At 66.6% G+C, this 14,502-nt stretch carries 16 protein-coding genes and 2 riboswitches; of the genes, 4 read left to right on the top strand and 12 right to left on the bottom strand.

The window, feature by feature from the left end; translation table 11 throughout:
• Positions 1-21: 21 nt before the first annotated feature.
• The gene (locus QRN53_RS00495) at positions 22-714 is read right to left on the bottom strand and encodes an O-methyltransferase (protein ID WP_285242075.1); all 693 of its coding nucleotides are present in this window, start codon (positions 712-714) and stop codon (positions 22-24) included.
• A 59-nt stretch (positions 715-773) separates the two neighbouring features.
• Entirely contained in the window at positions 774-1,097 is a 324-nt protein-coding gene (locus tag QRN53_RS00490) for a thiamine-binding protein (RefSeq protein WP_285242074.1), read from the bottom strand.
• A 122-nt stretch (positions 1,098-1,219) separates the two neighbouring features.
• On the opposite strand from QRN53_RS00490, the gene QRN53_RS00485 reads away from it, so the two are divergent.
• Both QRN53_RS00485 and QRN53_RS00480 read left to right on the top strand, forming a co-directional pair.
• Positions 1,220-1,837 carry a TetR/AcrR family transcriptional regulator gene (locus QRN53_RS00485; protein ID WP_285242073.1) on the top strand — a complete coding sequence of 206 codons (618 nt, stop codon included), beginning with the start codon at positions 1,220-1,222 and terminating at the stop codon, positions 1,835-1,837.
• 254 nt (positions 1,838-2,091) lie between these two features.
• Positions 2,092-2,316, top strand: coding sequence for a hypothetical protein (locus tag QRN53_RS00480; protein WP_285242072.1), 225 nt, complete (start codon positions 2,092-2,094; stop codon positions 2,314-2,316).
• A 97-nt stretch (positions 2,317-2,413) separates the two neighbouring features.
• Here the strand turns inward: QRN53_RS00480 and QRN53_RS00475 are convergent, their stop codons facing one another.
• From QRN53_RS00475 to QRN53_RS00445, 7 genes are all read right to left on the bottom strand, one after another.
• Positions 2,414-2,800 carry a hypothetical protein gene (locus QRN53_RS00475; RefSeq protein ID WP_285242071.1) on the bottom strand — a complete coding sequence of 129 codons (387 nt, stop codon included), beginning with the start codon at positions 2,798-2,800 and terminating at the stop codon, positions 2,414-2,416.
• 84 nt (positions 2,801-2,884) lie between these two features.
• Entirely contained in the window at positions 2,885-3,142 is a 258-nt protein-coding gene (locus tag QRN53_RS00470; RefSeq protein WP_285242070.1) for a hypothetical protein, read from the bottom strand.
• Positions 3,143-3,248: 106 nt separating this feature from the next.
• The gene (locus QRN53_RS00465) at positions 3,249-3,560 is read right to left on the bottom strand and encodes an AzlD domain-containing protein (RefSeq protein WP_285242069.1); all 312 of its coding nucleotides are present in this window, start codon (positions 3,558-3,560) and stop codon (positions 3,249-3,251) included.
• A complete protein-coding gene (locus QRN53_RS00460; RefSeq protein ID WP_502934803.1) occupies positions 3,557-4,402 on the bottom strand; it encodes an AzlC family ABC transporter permease in 846 nt (281 codons plus the stop codon). Before QRN53_RS00460 ends, QRN53_RS00465 begins: the two co-directional genes overlap by 4 nt.
• Positions 4,342-4,851: a DoxX family protein gene (locus tag QRN53_RS00455; protein WP_285242068.1), complete on the bottom strand. Its 510-nt coding sequence runs from the start codon at positions 4,849-4,851 to the stop codon at positions 4,342-4,344. The genes QRN53_RS00460 and QRN53_RS00455 overlap by 61 nt, the downstream gene beginning before the upstream one ends.
• A 111-nt stretch (positions 4,852-4,962) precedes the next feature.
• Positions 4,963-6,294 carry a CoA transferase gene (locus QRN53_RS00450; protein WP_285242067.1) on the bottom strand — a complete coding sequence of 444 codons (1,332 nt, stop codon included), beginning with the start codon at positions 6,292-6,294 and terminating at the stop codon, positions 4,963-4,965.
• Between the two features lie 9 nt (positions 6,295-6,303).
• Positions 6,304-7,203: a glycerophosphodiester phosphodiesterase gene (locus tag QRN53_RS00445; protein ID WP_285242066.1), complete on the bottom strand. Its 900-nt coding sequence runs from the start codon at positions 7,201-7,203 to the stop codon at positions 6,304-6,306.
• A gap of 205 nt (positions 7,204-7,408) precedes the next feature.
• Between QRN53_RS00445 and QRN53_RS00440 the strand changes: the two genes are divergently transcribed.
• Positions 7,409-8,614: a DUF445 domain-containing protein gene (locus QRN53_RS00440; protein WP_502934807.1), complete on the top strand. Its 1,206-nt coding sequence runs from the start codon at positions 7,409-7,411 to the stop codon at positions 8,612-8,614.
• 348 nt (positions 8,615-8,962) lie between these two features.
• Positions 8,963-10,411, top strand: a complete 1,449-nt coding sequence (locus QRN53_RS00435; protein ID WP_350224150.1) for an HNH endonuclease signature motif containing protein — start codon at positions 8,963-8,965, stop codon at positions 10,409-10,411.
• 60 nt (positions 10,412-10,471) lie between these two features.
• Here QRN53_RS00435 and QRN53_RS00430 read toward each other — a convergent pair whose 3' ends face one another.
• The 3 genes from QRN53_RS00430 to cycA all read right to left on the bottom strand — a co-directional run bounded on the left by QRN53_RS00430 (position 10,472) and on the right by cycA (position 13,693).
• Positions 10,472-11,221, bottom strand: coding sequence for a LamB/YcsF family protein (locus QRN53_RS00430; protein WP_285242063.1), 750 nt, complete (start codon positions 11,219-11,221; stop codon positions 10,472-10,474).
• Positions 11,205-12,008, bottom strand: coding sequence for a hypothetical protein (locus tag QRN53_RS00425; RefSeq protein WP_285242303.1), 804 nt, complete (start codon positions 12,006-12,008; stop codon positions 11,205-11,207). Before QRN53_RS00425 ends, QRN53_RS00430 begins: the two co-directional genes overlap by 17 nt.
• Positions 12,009-12,181: 173 nt before the next feature.
• The gene (cycA, locus tag QRN53_RS00420; RefSeq protein WP_285242062.1) at positions 12,182-13,693 is read right to left on the bottom strand and encodes a D-serine/D-alanine/glycine transporter; all 1,512 of its coding nucleotides are present in this window, start codon (positions 13,691-13,693) and stop codon (positions 12,182-12,184) included.
• Between the two features lie 155 nt (positions 13,694-13,848).
• Positions 13,849-13,946, bottom strand: a riboswitch (glycine riboswitch).
• A 308-nt stretch (positions 13,947-14,254) separates the two neighbouring features.
• A riboswitch (glycine riboswitch) is annotated at positions 14,255-14,354 on the top strand.
• The last annotated feature ends 148 nt before the right edge of the window (positions 14,355-14,502 follow it).

Raw genomic sequence — 14,502 nt, 5'->3', positions numbered from 1 at the left:
CACCGGACGCATCTACACAGCTTACTTACTATTTTGCGGGAGGATACGGGCCAGGGCGAATCCGTCCCAGCCCTTGGAGCCAACAGTCTGGATGACGGTGGCGTCGAGCCGCGGATGGTCGCCCAACAGCCTGAGCGCGTCAATAATGCCGGGTGCGTTGACGGGGTCCACGTCCGGATCCAGGACCGCCCCCTCCCAGATGGTGTTGTCAACCACCACGGTGGCACCCGGCCTGCCCAGCCTGACGGCCCAGTCAAGGTAGCGGCTGTTGTTCTGCTTGTCGGCGTCAATGAAGATGAAGTCGAACGGTTCCCGGTCTTCTTCCTCGAGCGCGGCAAGAGTATCCAGCGCAGGGCCCAGCCGGATCTCCACCTTTTCGCCCAGGCCGGCGGCATCAATGTTCGCCCACGCCACCTCGGCATGCTGGGGCAGGTATTCGCACGTGACCAGAGTGCCGCTGGGCGGAAGGCCCCGGCCCAGCCAGATGGTGCTGTAGCCGGCAAGCGTCCCGATTTCCAGGATGCGGCGGGCACCTGACATCTGGACCAGGAGCTTTAGCAGCTTCCCGGCGTTGGGTGCCACCTCAATGGCCGGCATCCCAGCCTCGGCCGCCGCCCGGATGGCCTGCTGGAGCGCCTCGTCCGGATGCACCACGGTCCGGGACAGGAACTCTTCGGTGGCTATCCACTCCGGCCGGGGCTTGTGCTCGAACATGGGCACAGTTTGGCACGGGGCGCCGTGGGGGTCCAGATGTTTCCGGCACTCCCGCCGGCTCAGGATTCCTGAGCCAGCGCGCCTTCCAGCCGGTCCACTTTCGCCGTGAGTTCACCGGAGTAGCCCGGCCGGATATCGGCCTTGATCACCAGCGACACCCGGCTGCCGTAGCGCCCCACTGCCTCGGTGGCGCGCTTGACCACGCCGAACACCTCATCCCATTCACCCTCGATGGTGGTGAACATGGAATCCGTCTGGTTGGGCAGCCCCGAGTCCCGGACGATCTTCACCGCGGCGGCAACGGCGTCGTGCACTGATGCGTCGTCGGGCCGGGTGCCCCCGCTGGGAACACCTGAGGGAGCCACAGAAAATGCAAGCAACATGCCCCCAGTGTCCCACGCCGTTCGGCACCGCCACAGGCCGGACAACCGGAGGGGGCCGTCACATAAGGGCCTACCCCACGGTAACCATGCCGGACGCAGCCTCCGTTGCTAACCTTTTGGCCATGAGCCTCGCAGTCGCCCGAAAGCCCCTCCGTGCTGACGCAGCGCGGAACGTGGACAAGATCATCACGGCGGCGCGCCAGTGCTTCCGCGAATTCGGCCCCGAAGTGCCGCTCCAAACCATCGCAACCACAGCCGGCGTGGGCCCGGCGACCCTCTTCCGGAACTTCGCGGACAAGGAGGAGCTGGTCCTGGCTGCGCTCAACCGGCAACTCCGCCTCACCGTGGACCCCGTCATGGACGGCGCACTGGCCGATATAGACGCCACAGCCGGGCTCCTGCGCGTACTCGAAGCACTGATGGCGGCCGCCAGCGCCGACGCCAACCTGCTCTGCGCCGTGGCCGGGCGGCGGGAACTCCTCACCGGCATCACCGGTTCACTCATGGAGTCCATCAGTGTGCTGCTGGTCCGCGGGCAAGGCCAGGGTACCCTCCGTGCCGACATTTCCATGACCGACATGTTCCGGCTGCTTGCCATGCTGATCGGCGTGGTGGACACCATGGAGCCCGGTTCCGACGCGTGGCGGCGGCCCCTGGCACTGGTGGAGGATGCCATCCGTGCCACCCGTCCGGCGCGTCCGCTTCCCGCGCACGTGCCGGTCCCCGCACCCACGGCCTGAGCCGGGCCGGACTGGACCGGACTGGTCAGCCGGCGGGCGGGCGGGTCACGCGTGGGGCCGGGTCAATAGTTGGCACAGGTCACGCGTGCGAGCGGGCCACCGGTTGGTACGGGCCTCATCGCAGCGGATCCATTGTGGGTGGTTGGCAGGTGCAATAGAATCTGGGGAGGTTAAGCAGCCAGCCTCGGAATTTTCAGCTGGAGGCGACCCATGAACAATTTTGCCCCCTTCCGCCGCGAAATGGCATCACGGCAGTGAACAGTTCAAACCTTTTCCGGTACCTCTCGGACCCCCGCGGGCCAGAGGAAGTCCTGGCTGCCCTGACGCCCGGGGAACTCGCGGGGCTGCTGGATGCCCTCTACCAGAACCTTGATACTCCCGAGCCCGAGTTCGGCGCCGAAGCGTGGTATGAGATGGCCGTCGAGGAAAGCTGCCGCCGTACCGACTCACCCGACGGCGCCACGCAAAGGCTGGCCTAGCCACCACTAACCGGTAAGGGAGGTCGGCTGCAAGGGACTTCGGCGGGCGAACCAAGGAAAGGCGCCGCCACCCCCGAGTGGAGGCCAGGCCCCGCGGTCAGCCTTCTTCCGCGACCCCTTCGCCAACGTCGTCCTTGCCTTCCGGACGGCTGTGACCGGGGGCGTCTGCGGGTCGGCCGTGCTCGGAGTCATGGGCGTGCGGGTGACCTTTTGCATCCTGGTGCTCATGGAACTCGTTGGGAACGTGCTCTTTGGCTTCCATCAGATGCTGCTGCAGCTTCTCTTCGGCATCCCGGCGCCGCCGTGCGGTGTCCCGTAGTTCCCGGGTTCCTTCCGAGCTGCGGGGATCAATGTAGGCGGGCCGCTGCTTCGCTGGCCGCTCCGCCGCCGGGCTACCGATGGAGTCCCCTTCCGGCTTGCTTCTTCCGGCGTCCTCGGTGCCCTGGCCGTCTTCAGGCCCGGCAGGCCGTGACTGTTCGTCCATCTCGATTCCTCCTTTGGTGGCAGCATCAATGCGGGCCGCCTCTCTTCCAGTGCACCACACGCGGCGCCGGGAATGCTGGGGGCGTTAGGCCCTGCCACCCTCAGACCGCTTGCGGACCTCCCGGCGCAGCAGCGCTTGAAGGGCAGGGACGGGCGACGACGGGTCCACGTCAAGTGCCGACTGGAGCCTCTGTGACAGGATCTCGAGGTCCTCCGCCGGCACGTCCGAAAGACCTGCAAAGCGTTTGAAGAAGCGTTTGGCAGGGAGACCCGCCCGGCGTCGAACATTTTTTCGGCGGGGACCGCCCACCAGTTCACTTACCGGCTGCAGCTTGTTTTCCATGGTTGCCGTTCATCGCGAATGCCATGGCCAATTGCATAAGCCGATCCCATAGTACAACCGGCGAACCACACAGGAAGTGATCTACATCACCCCGCGAGGGTCGTCATCAGTTCCAGCCCATCAGCCTCAGCAGAGCCGCCGTACCGGCGCCCGCAATGACCACCACCAGGAACGGAGCCCTGAACGCCAAGGCAACCGCGGCCGCAGCCAGCGCACCCAGCCGCGCGTCAGCAGCCAGCGCCTGTCCGGATGCCACGGCGTTGACGACGGTCAGCGAGGCGAGCAGCCCGATGGTCATGGTGCCCGCAATGCGTGAGGCCCGGGGGTCCTCCAGGAATTTGGCGGGAACGAAATATCCCACCAACTTCCACGCGTAGGCAAGCACGCAGGCGATCAGCAGCCAGATCCACAGGCTCATGGGGCGGCCGCCTGGTCCGGGGTGTCCCCGGGCTGGCTACCCGCATCCGCGGCGTTCCCTCGGGCATGGCAGCCGCCCGGGTGCGCGTACGGTTCGATGTCCGGCTCCAGGCCTTCGTCACGCCGGCCGTGGCTGAGCCATCCGGCCAGCGCCGCCACGACAGCGGCAACCAGGATGGGGACACCGGGCGGCACGAACGGCACAGCAATCACGGTGGCCACGGCGCACGCCACCGCGATCGCAACAGGTTCGCGGCCTTTGAGCCGCGGCCAGAGCAGGGCGAGGAATGCCGCCACGGCGGCGCCATCGAGCCCCCACTGCCTGGGATCTCCCAAGCCGCTGCCGGCCAGCGCGCCGATAAGCGTGAAGATGTTCCACAGCACGTAGATGCCAATTCCGGCCGTCCAGAATCCGCGGCGCTGCTCGGCCGGATCGGCCTGCCCGGTGCTGGTAGCCGTGGACTCGTCTATGGTCAGCTGCGCACCCACGTACTTGCGCCAGCCGGTGGGCCGCAGCAGCGCGTTCAACTGCATGCCATAGATTCCGTTGCGCATGCCCAACAGGGTGGCAGCGCTCATGGCGGCAATGCCCGAGCCACCACCGGCCACGACGCCGATGAACGCAAACTGCGAGCCGCCGCTGAACAAGAGCAGGCTCAGCGCCATGGTCTGCCAAAGATTGAGGCCGGACGTCACTGACAACGCTCCGAAGGAGATTCCATACAGGCCTGTGGCGATGCTGATGGAGATTCCCACCTTCACGGCCGGCGAGGCCCGCAGTTTCACGGCCTGCGGCCCGGCGGGCACCCTGGCGAGGGCGGCCTGCGCAGGCTCCAGGCCCACAGGATCAGCGGCGCCTGCAGCGGGAGCCGCAGCGAGTGGATCTTCCGGCGGCGGGGTGAACCCTCCGGTCCGTAGGCCCGCACCAGGGCGTCGATGTGGCCCGCCAGGAATGCCGTAAACATCCCGGTCAGGGCGGTGGCCGTCACCTTCCGGGTGGGCGGGAGGACAATCCCGACGGCGGCAGCGAGTTCCAGCAATCCGCTCAGCGCGATCCACTCCTCGCGGGACAAGAGGGCCAGCGGGTGCTGGGGCTCCCGGGGCTGGCCGGGCTGCGGATCCACGCGGCAGAGGTATTGCGGAACAACGTCACGGAAGAAGCCGGGGTCCCGGAAATGCTTGCCGGCGCTGGCCAGCAGGAGGGCACCCATGGCGGCGGCGGACAGGCCCTGAAGCGGAAGGCAGTGCAAGGGCAGGCCCTTGACGGCGGGGCCGGACCGGGGAAAAGGCATGGAACCACTCAACCACAGCAGGAGCGGGCTCCCGAAACCCGGCCGGCCTGGCAGCGGCGGGGCCGCGCGACGCTTTTTGACTCAGGCCCAGGTGGCGCGGCTCTTTTTGACTCAGGCCCAGGCGAGCGTGGCGCTTCCGTAGGGAGGCGGCGGAGATGGATAGTCAAGCGGCTGGCCGCCGGACAGCAGCGGCGGACCAACGTAGCGGAGCAGGCCGTAGGGGCTTTCCAAGGTGCGGTACTGCGGTGCGGGCAGTTCCCCTCGGCGTGCCATGGTGTCCGGCAACGCAAACAATTCCTCCGCCGTCCGGGCCAGCGAGAGGCGCGCCGCGCCGCCCGTCCCCGCCTGCCGACGCACGTCAAGGAGGTGGATCACGGCCGCCGCCACGCCGTACCCTGTGGCGTGGTCCAGCGCCTGGACCGGAAGGGCACCCGGGCGCCACCCGCCGTCGTCGTCCTGCCTGTACGCGTGGGCAATCCCGCATGCGGCCTGGACAATGCTGTCGAAGCCGCGCAGGCCGCTCCAGGGCCCGGTGCTGCCCCAACTGTTGAGGGTAACCACCACCAGGCCGGGGTGTGCCGCCAGCAGTTCCCCGGGGTTGAGACCAAAGCGGTCAAGGGCGGCGTGCCGGTAACCGGTAACCACTACGTCCGCGCCAGCCAGGAGCTGCCGGAGGCTGTGCTGGTTCGCCGGGAACCCGAGGTCGGCTTCCGCGCTGCGCTTGCCGAACGCCGTGTCCACGAACTGGCCGGCAATCTCGGGGATGGCGGGCGGATCGATCCGGAGGACATCGGCTCCGAGCGCGGCCAGCAAACGGGTGGCGACGGGCCCTGCGATGACCCGGGTCAGGTCAAGGACCCGGAGGCCCTGCAGGGGCATTCCATCAGTGCGCCCCGGGCGGGCGCTTATTGCAGGGAGGTCCCCCAGGCCTAAGCCGGCCGTCCGTCCATCCGCGAATTCCAGCGCGACCCAGGGTCCCTGGCCGGCGGCGCGGCCCATGCCTGTCGCAAGCCATTCGCGGCGGGTCCTGACCGCGGCGGCGATCCCGCCGTTGCTCTGGATGGCAGCTTCGGCCTGCAAGGACGGCATGGCGCGGAGTGCCTGCTCCGCCTCTTCGGCGGAGGCTGCTCCGAGTGCCTGCAGCAGCCGCTGCTCATGGTGCGGGTAGTTGGCATGGAGCCGGATCCAGCCGTCCGCCGTGCGCCGGAAGCCGGACAGCGGCGCGAAGCCCTGCAACTGGCGCCCGTCGATGCGCAGGTGACCGAAGGAGTCGAAGGCCGCCGCCGTGAGGGCCGCAGTGGTGCTGAACCGGCCGGGGTCACCGGTGTACCGGTTCAGCGCTTCAGCGGCTGACCCCACCGACCGCAGGGCCAGGGCCTCAACATCCAGCGGCCCTGCCCACCACCTGCGCGGGAGGGATCCTTCGCCGTCGGCTGCCGGCATGGGGCGGCCCTACTTCGCCTGCGGAATGGCCAGGCGCAGCTGGCCCAGAACACGGGCCGGAACGTTCGTGGTGATCTCCTGGATGCCCAGGTCCTGGCACAGTTCAACGTCCTCGGGCGAGTCCACCGTCCAGACCCGGAAGCGCCGGCCGGAGTCCAGCCAGCGGCGGACCGTGTCCCGGCGTTCGCGGACGTAGTCGATGCCGGGGCCCGCCATGCCCACAAGGGAGTCGTCCAGGATCTGTTCGCCTTCCAGCTGGGTGGCCTTCATCAGGTTGGCGATCGCACCACCGGTAATCGGGCCCACTCCCAGACCGCCGCGTATTTCGTGGACGGTGAGATCGTCCACAAGCTGGCAAATGTACCGGGGCGGGACGGATTCCAGGAGGTGGCGGACGGAGTCGGGGCTGAAACTCATGAAGGTCACGGCCACGTTGTCCACCGTGGAGCTTTCGGGATCCCAGCCCTCGCTGCGCAGGACTTCCAGGACCCGGTCCTCCAGCTTGAGCTGGTAAGGGCTGGGATGCTTGAGCTCGATGGCCAGGCCTACCGGGCGGCCCGCACCGCGAAGGATGTCCAGGAGCTCCGGAAGGGTAAGGAACTGTTCCGAACGGGCGCCGTAGGCTTCGGGGATCCGCGCCCCCTTCCAGGACGAAAAGTCCAGCTGCCGCAGTTCGTGCAGTGTCCGGTCCCCTACAGGTCCCGTCCCGTCCGAGGTCCGGTCAAGGTTTGCGTCGTGGAGTAGGACCACGTGCTGGTCCCGGGTCAGGTGGACATCGCACTCCACCCCGTCGGCCCCGTCCTCCAGGGCCTGCAGGTAGGCGGCGCGGGTGTGTTCAGCATAAGTGCCACTTGAGCCCCGGTGGGCGTAGACCAACGGCCGCTGCGGCACTGACTCGTCAGTTGTCATGCTCACACGGTAGCGGACCGGCTTCCGCCTTCGGGGCTAGGCTTGGCACATGCAGGTGAACTCTGAGGCAACTACCGGGCACGCCACGCAGGATGCACCAGCGGAGGCGACGCGGCAGTTGCCGCAGGGCACCCGGGCGGCAGGCGCCGTCGCCACCCGGGAACTTGGCGCCGGAGACGCCGAAAAGGCGGCAGCGCTGCGGAAGATGAAACTGCTGGCGCTGAGCCTGCTCATTGCCATGGCCGTGATATTCGTCTTCGCGTTTGCCCTGCAGAAAGATTATCCGGGGCTGCAGTACGTTCGGGCCGCCGCCGAGGGCGGCATGGTGGGTGCGCTGGCCGACTGGTTCGCCGTGACAGCCTTGTTCAAATACCCCATGGGCATCAAGATTCCGCACACCGCGATCATTCCCCGCCGGAAAGACCAGATTGGTGCTTCCCTCGGCGAGTTCGTGGAGACAAACTTCCTGTCCGAGCAGGTAGTCCAGGACAAGCTGGCCAGCGTCAACATCGCCGGCCGTGCCGGCCAGTGGCTGGCCGCACCGGGTGGTGCGGAGCGGGTGGCCAAGGAGGGTGCCGCCGTGATCCGCGGCGCCTTCAAGGTCCTCAATGACGACGACGTCCAGGAAGTCATCGAGGGCATGGTGCGCAAGCATTTGCTCACCCCGCCCTGGGGGCCTCCAGTGGGTAAGCTCGCCGAGCGGATCTTCCATGACGGGCACCACCACACGCTGGTGGACCTGATGGTGGACCGCGCCGCAGACTGGGTGGACGACAACCACGAGACCGTCAGCCGCCTGGTGTCCGACCGCTCTCCCACTTGGGTGCCTCAGTTCGTTGACGGGCTGGTGGGCGACAAGGTGTACGTCGAGATCTTGAAGTTCGTCCGGGCGGTCCAGGCCGACCCCAACCACCAGGTCCGGCAGTCGATCGACAAGTACCTCAACGACCTCGCGCAGGACCTTCAGCACGACCCGGCCATGATCGCCCGCGCGGAGGACATCAAGGCACAGGTCCTGGGGGATCCCGAGGTGCGCGAACTGGCGTCCCGGACGTGGGGCACCGTCAAGAATGCGCTGCTGGGGGCCGTGGACGATCCCAACAGCGAACTCACCATCAAGTTCAAGGCCGCCGTGCGGGATTTTGGAACCAGGCTGGTGGGCGACCCCGAACTGGCGGGGAAGGTCAACGCCTGGATCGGTGACGCTGCGGCGTACCTGGTGAAAACCTATCGCTCGGACATCGCCGGAGTCATCACGGATACGGTGGCCCGGTGGGATGCCGAGGAGACCTCACAGAAGATCGAACTGCAGGTGGGCAAGGACCTGCAGTTCATCCGCATCAACGGCACGGTTGTGGGTTCCCTGGCCGGCCTGGCGATTTTCACGGTGGCGCAGCTGGTCTTCGGGTGATCCTTCGCGGCGGATTTTTCGCGGCGGTAATGGTTACGACGGCGCTACGCGCCTTCTAGGGTCGGGGCACCTTCTAGCGGCGGTTGATCCTGGGGGCCCGGCGGTTGGGCAGGGACGGCTTCAAATGTCAGTGCCTCGCTGGATGATGTGGGTATGGGAATCAACGGCGGTTTTGGGGCGGTGCTGGAGGGGCTGCGTGCTTCTGTCGCGGCCCTTGACGCGCTGGTTCTTGAAGACCGGAACCTTGAGGATCCATGCTTGGAGTCTGCAGGGGCTGCCGCTGGTCGTGGTGTCAGCTCCGGCACCGGGTCTGAGGTCGATGTTTTGCAGCGTCGGTATGAGTTGTGCGTGGAACGGTTGGAGGTTGTTGCCCGGCTGGAGGCTCAGTTGGCGGCCGTGAAGGCGCGGGATGTGGCTGAGTGCATGGGGTTGCAGCAGTCCATGCTTCCGCCGGATGCGACCGTGCAGGACCGCACCTACGCGGAGATGTCCACCGTGGAGGAGATCGCCGGGGTCCTGACTATCAGCTCTGCCGCTGCGGGGGCGTTGGTGGACGTTTCCCGGCGGGTCTGTTCCTTGCCCTTGGTGTTTGGGGCGTTGTCCGCTGGGGACATGTCGTGGCAGCACGCGAAGGTTCTTGGGGATGAGATCGAGGGCCTTGATCCGGTGGGGGCGGCCGGGTTGGTGGAGCATTTCTTCGACCCCGGCGCTCCCAACGCGGCCCGGGGTGCCGCGCCCGGTGAGCTCGTGCCGTCCCGGTTCCGGGCGAAGGTCCGGGCCTGGCGGGAACGCCACCACCCCGACTCCATCGAGAAGCGGCATGCAAAAGGTGTGGGTGACCGGCGGATGGACTACACCCCCGACCGGGACGGCATGGCCTGGCTGTCGCTCTACCTGCCCGGGGACACTGCCTGCGCCATCTGGAACCGGACCACCGCCACCGCCCGGGGTTTACAGGGCCCTACGGAAGAGCGCACCCTCACCCAGCTGCGCGCCGACGTCGCAGCATCCCTGCTCCTCGGCGCAGGCAACGCGACCGGCACAGGAACTGCCGCCTCTACCGGTGAAGATCCACGCGCGGCTTCGGAAACCAACACCAAACTCGGCAAAGTCCCCACCCCTCGGGCGGATGTCCTGGTCACGGTCCCGGTGTTCTCGCTGCTCGGCCTCACCGACGAACCCGCCATACTCGACGGGTTCGGCCCCGTCCCGGCGTCCATGGCACGCAAACTCGTCGCCGACGGCGCCGAATCCTTCTACCGGGTCCTGGTCGACCCCCGCGACGGGGCACCCCTTCAGATCGGCCGCACACGTTACCGGCTCACCGAGACCATCAAGAAATGGATCCGGATGCGGGACGCCAAATGCACCTTCCCCGGCTGCACCAACCACACCCCCGACAACGACACCGACCACCTCACCGCCTGGGGCGACGGCGGAAGGACCGGAATCAGCAATCTGGCACAGCTCTGCCCCAAACACCACAGACTCAAACACCACAGCAGATGGACACCGGGTCTGGCCTACAAGAATGAGCCGCCAGCCTGGACCTCACCCACAGGACGTCGCTACACCCCGGAACAACAGGATTCAGAACCAACCCACTGGCCGCCGGAAAGCCTGCCACCAGGGCCGCAACGGGGTGTGTCCGGCGAATGCCAGTGCCTGGAGGCCAGCCTCGAACACGCGCCGCAGTGGGAACCGGACAACGACAGATTCCTGGACACCAATGACCTTCCGGCCGACGATCCACTCTGGGCGGAACTCCTCGCGACGTCATTAGTGCCGTCGGGATGATGCGGGTCCTTCCAGTCCAACGGTCAGCAAACCCAAGGCACCGGAGCGAGCCGGCACCTTTTACGCGAAAGGCTCCAGCTGCACTCCTGCGGCCTCCAGACCCGCCCGGATGCGGGCGGCCAACTCCACCGCGGCAGGGCTTCCGCCGCTGATCCGCAGCGAATCCGGGCGGATTGAAACCACGGTTCCGTCCACGGCAACCACGTCGCCCTGGGTTGCCAGGCGGACGGCGCGCTCAACTACGGCGTCGACGTCGTGCAGGACGGCGTTCTCCTCCGAGAGCGGCACCAGGCTGCCGTCGCCGAGGTAGGCGCGGTCAGGGAATGCCTCGGTGAACACCGGGTGCCCGGCTTCCCTGGCCTGCGTCAACAGCTCTGAGCCGGGAAAGCCCAGGATGGGAAGGCCGGGGTCGTAGGCGTTGACTGCCGCTACCACTGCGGAGGCCTGCTCGGCGTCGTGGATCACCGCGTCATAGAGTGCTCCGTGCGGCTTGACGTAGTCCACGGAGGCACCCACGGCGTGGGCCACGCCGTCGAGCGCGCCCAGCTGGTACAGCACGTCGCCGAAGAGCTCATCAAAGCTCATGTCCAGCGAGCGGCGACCGTAGCCGGCCAAATCGCGGTAGCCAAGGTGGGCCCCCACGGTAACGTCAAGTTCGTAGGCCGCCCTGCAGCTGTCCAGCATGGTGATGGGGTCACCGGCGTGGAGACCGCAGGCCACGTTGGCGCTGGTGGCCAGTTGGAACAGTGCCGGGTCGCCTCCTGCGGTCCAGGAACCGAATGATTGCCCTACGTCAGCGTTGAGATCCAAGTGTGTTGCCTTCCAGCGTCAGGTTGTCCGGCGCGGCAGCGGCGGTCAGCTCGCCGGGAATGGTGTCCGGCATCGGCCCGAACGCCTCGCGGGCGTTCTTGGCCACTGCGCGGCCCATCATGAGGTTACCGGCTCCGCCCACAACGGCCCCTATCCCGAAGGGGAGGGCCCGGCCGAGCAACGCCGTGCCCTGCCGCTTCAGCAGGTTCTTCAGGAAGGCCGACTGGATCCGCTTCCGGACGCTCCCGAATCCCGGCACCACCATCGACTTGGACAGGACGCTCCCCCAGGCATTGCCGGCGCTGTTGCCGGCCGACTGGCCGCCGAGCGTTCCCAGCAGCGCGGTACCCTCTTCGCCGAGCATGATGGCCATGACCATGGTGCCGGCCTTTTCCGGGTTGGCTAGACGGATGCCGTGCAGCTCCGCCAGCGAGGTGGCGTAGAGGGCGGTCGCCTCGAGGAAACCGACGGTGGCTGCGGCGGAAAGTCCCAGCGATGCGACGGTTCCAACGCCGGGGACGACGGCGGTGGCGCCCACCACGGCGCCCCCGCCGGCGACGGCCCGGAGGTAGTCGCGCTCAGCGATAGCCGCCAACTGGGCCGCCGTGGCCCGGGGGTGCTTCTTCTGGAGCCGGCGGATGTAGCCGACAACCAGTGGCCGCTGGATTTGCACTGCCTTCAGGAGAAGGTTGTGAACCCCGGGCTTGGGCTTGCCGTCGGAATCGAACATTGCGCTGTGCGCTGTTTCCTGTGCGATACGTAGTGCGGGGTTGCTGCGCCGGGCCATGGTCACCTTCATTCAAATCGACCTGCAGCGCGTGGGCTGCCGTGCTATCCCATCCTATGTGGACAAACACTAAGCATGCTGAACTTTCCACGCCACGCCCGCTACTTCCTGGCCGCCCGTCCGCCACCGCCCGGACACCGCCAAGGGCGTCCGGGCAAGGGAACGTCAGCCGATCACCGGTTGACCCGTTCTTCCCCCGCGCCTGCGGCGGCACCCGGACGGACAACCTTGCCCGATCCGGCGTCCGTGAAGTCCTGGTCTGCCTGCAATTCAGCCTGGAACGTGGCAAAACGGGCTTGGTGTGCGGGCCGGCGGCGGAGGACGAACCATGCAGCGCCCAGCAGGATGAACCAGGCCGGCGTGGCCAGCAGAGCCACCAAGGTATCCGGCTGCGTGGTGAGGGTCCAGATCACGAAGGCGAAGAAGGCGAAGACCACCCAGACCATGGCTATGCCGCCGGGCATCTTGAACTTCGATGACTCGTGCAGGTGCGGCCGGCGGCGACGGAAGGCAATGTAGCTGGCCAGGATGATCGACCAGACAAAGACGAAGCAGACGGCGGACACGGTGGTCACCATGTCGAATGCCTTCCCCACGTCCTGGCCCGCGTACATAAGGACGACGCCGGACAGCAGCAGTACGCAAGAGAGGAACAGTGCATTCTGGGGCACCTTACGCCGGGACAGTTTGCCAAAGGCTTCCGGGGCGTCGCCTTCCTGGGCAAGGCCGAAGACCATGCGGGAGGTCGAGTAAATGCCGGAGTTCGCGGAGGACATCGCCGAGCTCAGCACCACGAGGTTGACCACGGTGGCCGCGGCGCCCAGGCCTGCCAGGGAGAACATGGCGATGAACGGGCTGTGGCCGGCCCTGAACTCGGTCCAGGGGGTGACAGCCATCAGGATAATGAGGGCGCCTACGTAGAAGAGGAGCACGCGGATGGGGATGGAGTTGATGGCCTTGGGGAGGTTCCGCTCCGGGTTCTTGGCTTCGGCGGCGGTGGTGCCCACCAGTTCGATGCCCACGAAGGCGAAGACGGCGATCTGGAAACCGGCCACAAAGCCCATGAACTCGTTCGGGAAGAACCCGCCATGGCTCCACAGGTTGGTGAAGGTGGCGGGGCCGGCATCGGATTGGAAACCGGTGAGGATCATGAACAGGCCAACGATGATCAGCGCGGCAATGGCAACGATCTTGATCAGCGCAAACCAGAACTCCGTCTCGCCAAACGCCTTTACGGTGGCGAGGTTCAGCACGAGCAGGATGGCCACAGTGGCCAGGCCAGGAACCCACAGGGGCACCCCGGGCCACAGTTCACGTGAGTAGCCGGCGATGGCAATGACATCGGCGATGCCGGTGATGACCCAGCAGAACCAGTAGGTCCACCCCGTAAAGAAACCCGCCCACGGCCCCAGGAGGTCCGCAGCGAAATCGCTGAAGGACTTGTAGTTGAGGTTGCTGAGCAGCAGTTCACCCATGGCACGCATGACGAAGAACAGCATGAAGCCGATGATCATGTACACGAAGATCACTGAGGGGCCGGCAGCCGAGATGGTCTTACCGGATCCCATGAACAGGCCGGTGCCGATTGCGCCGCCGATGGCGATCAGCTGGATGTGGCGGTTGCTGAGCTGCCGTTCAAGGTGCGGGACTCCGCTGCCGGGGGACGTCGAGGAATGGGTCGTCATTGAGGAACTCCATCGTTCGAGCGGCACCCGGGGTGTCGCAGAGATTGGACTTCCTCCCCGCTCTGTCTGGGACCTGAGAGATTCCGCAAACCCAGCCAGGGCCTGCTTGCACCGTCGGTGAGCCAGGACAGGGCCTGGCTGCTTTCCAGAGTTGCCTCACCGCGGCGGTACGTGGGCCTGAGAGTTTCCTGGGGAGGGTTTGCTCCTACGGCGCCTGCTGAACGTACCGGCAGGGCTCTCCCGCCGCAGGTCAAAAGCGTTGCTTGGTAAATCAGTTTTCAGTTTTGGGAGGACATCGGCTCTGGACTTCCAGGAGCACTGCGGACTTTGGCCTCCGGCGATCTCAGCCGGCGACGGAACGCCCAGCGTTCTTTGGGCCAGTTCCGCTGCCCGGCCGGATCACGGGGTTCAGTGTGGCGTCCGTCACGAACAAAAGTCAAGCCCTGCGTTACGCCATTCATGTAACCCATCCGGACCGCAGTCCATGACAGGCCGATTTGCCCACCCCTCGGCATTGCCTGTACCCTGTGAGCCGAATCACCCACATTTCAATAAGCCTTTCGAGCTGTGGCGGGAGAGTTCTCCCGGCCATCACCGGGCAGGCGCCGTAGGAGCAAATCCTCCCCAGGAATCTCTCAGGCCCATGTACCGTCACGGCGAGGCGACTCTGGAAAGCAGTGCTGCTCAGGCGGCACTCACCGACGGTGCAAGCAGGCCCTGGCTGGGTTTGCGGAATCTCTCAGGTCCAATACAGAGCGGGGAGGGACCCGATCCATGCCGTGCCATCAGTGGCCGGCCAAACCTGGAGT

The organism is Pseudarthrobacter sp. fls2-241-R2A-127, from assembly GCF_030209355.1.
Lineage (GTDB): Bacteria > Actinomycetota > Actinomycetes > Actinomycetales > Micrococcaceae > Arthrobacter.
Note: the sequence above shows the minus strand (reverse complement) of the source record. Positions and strands in the feature narration are given on the sequence as shown.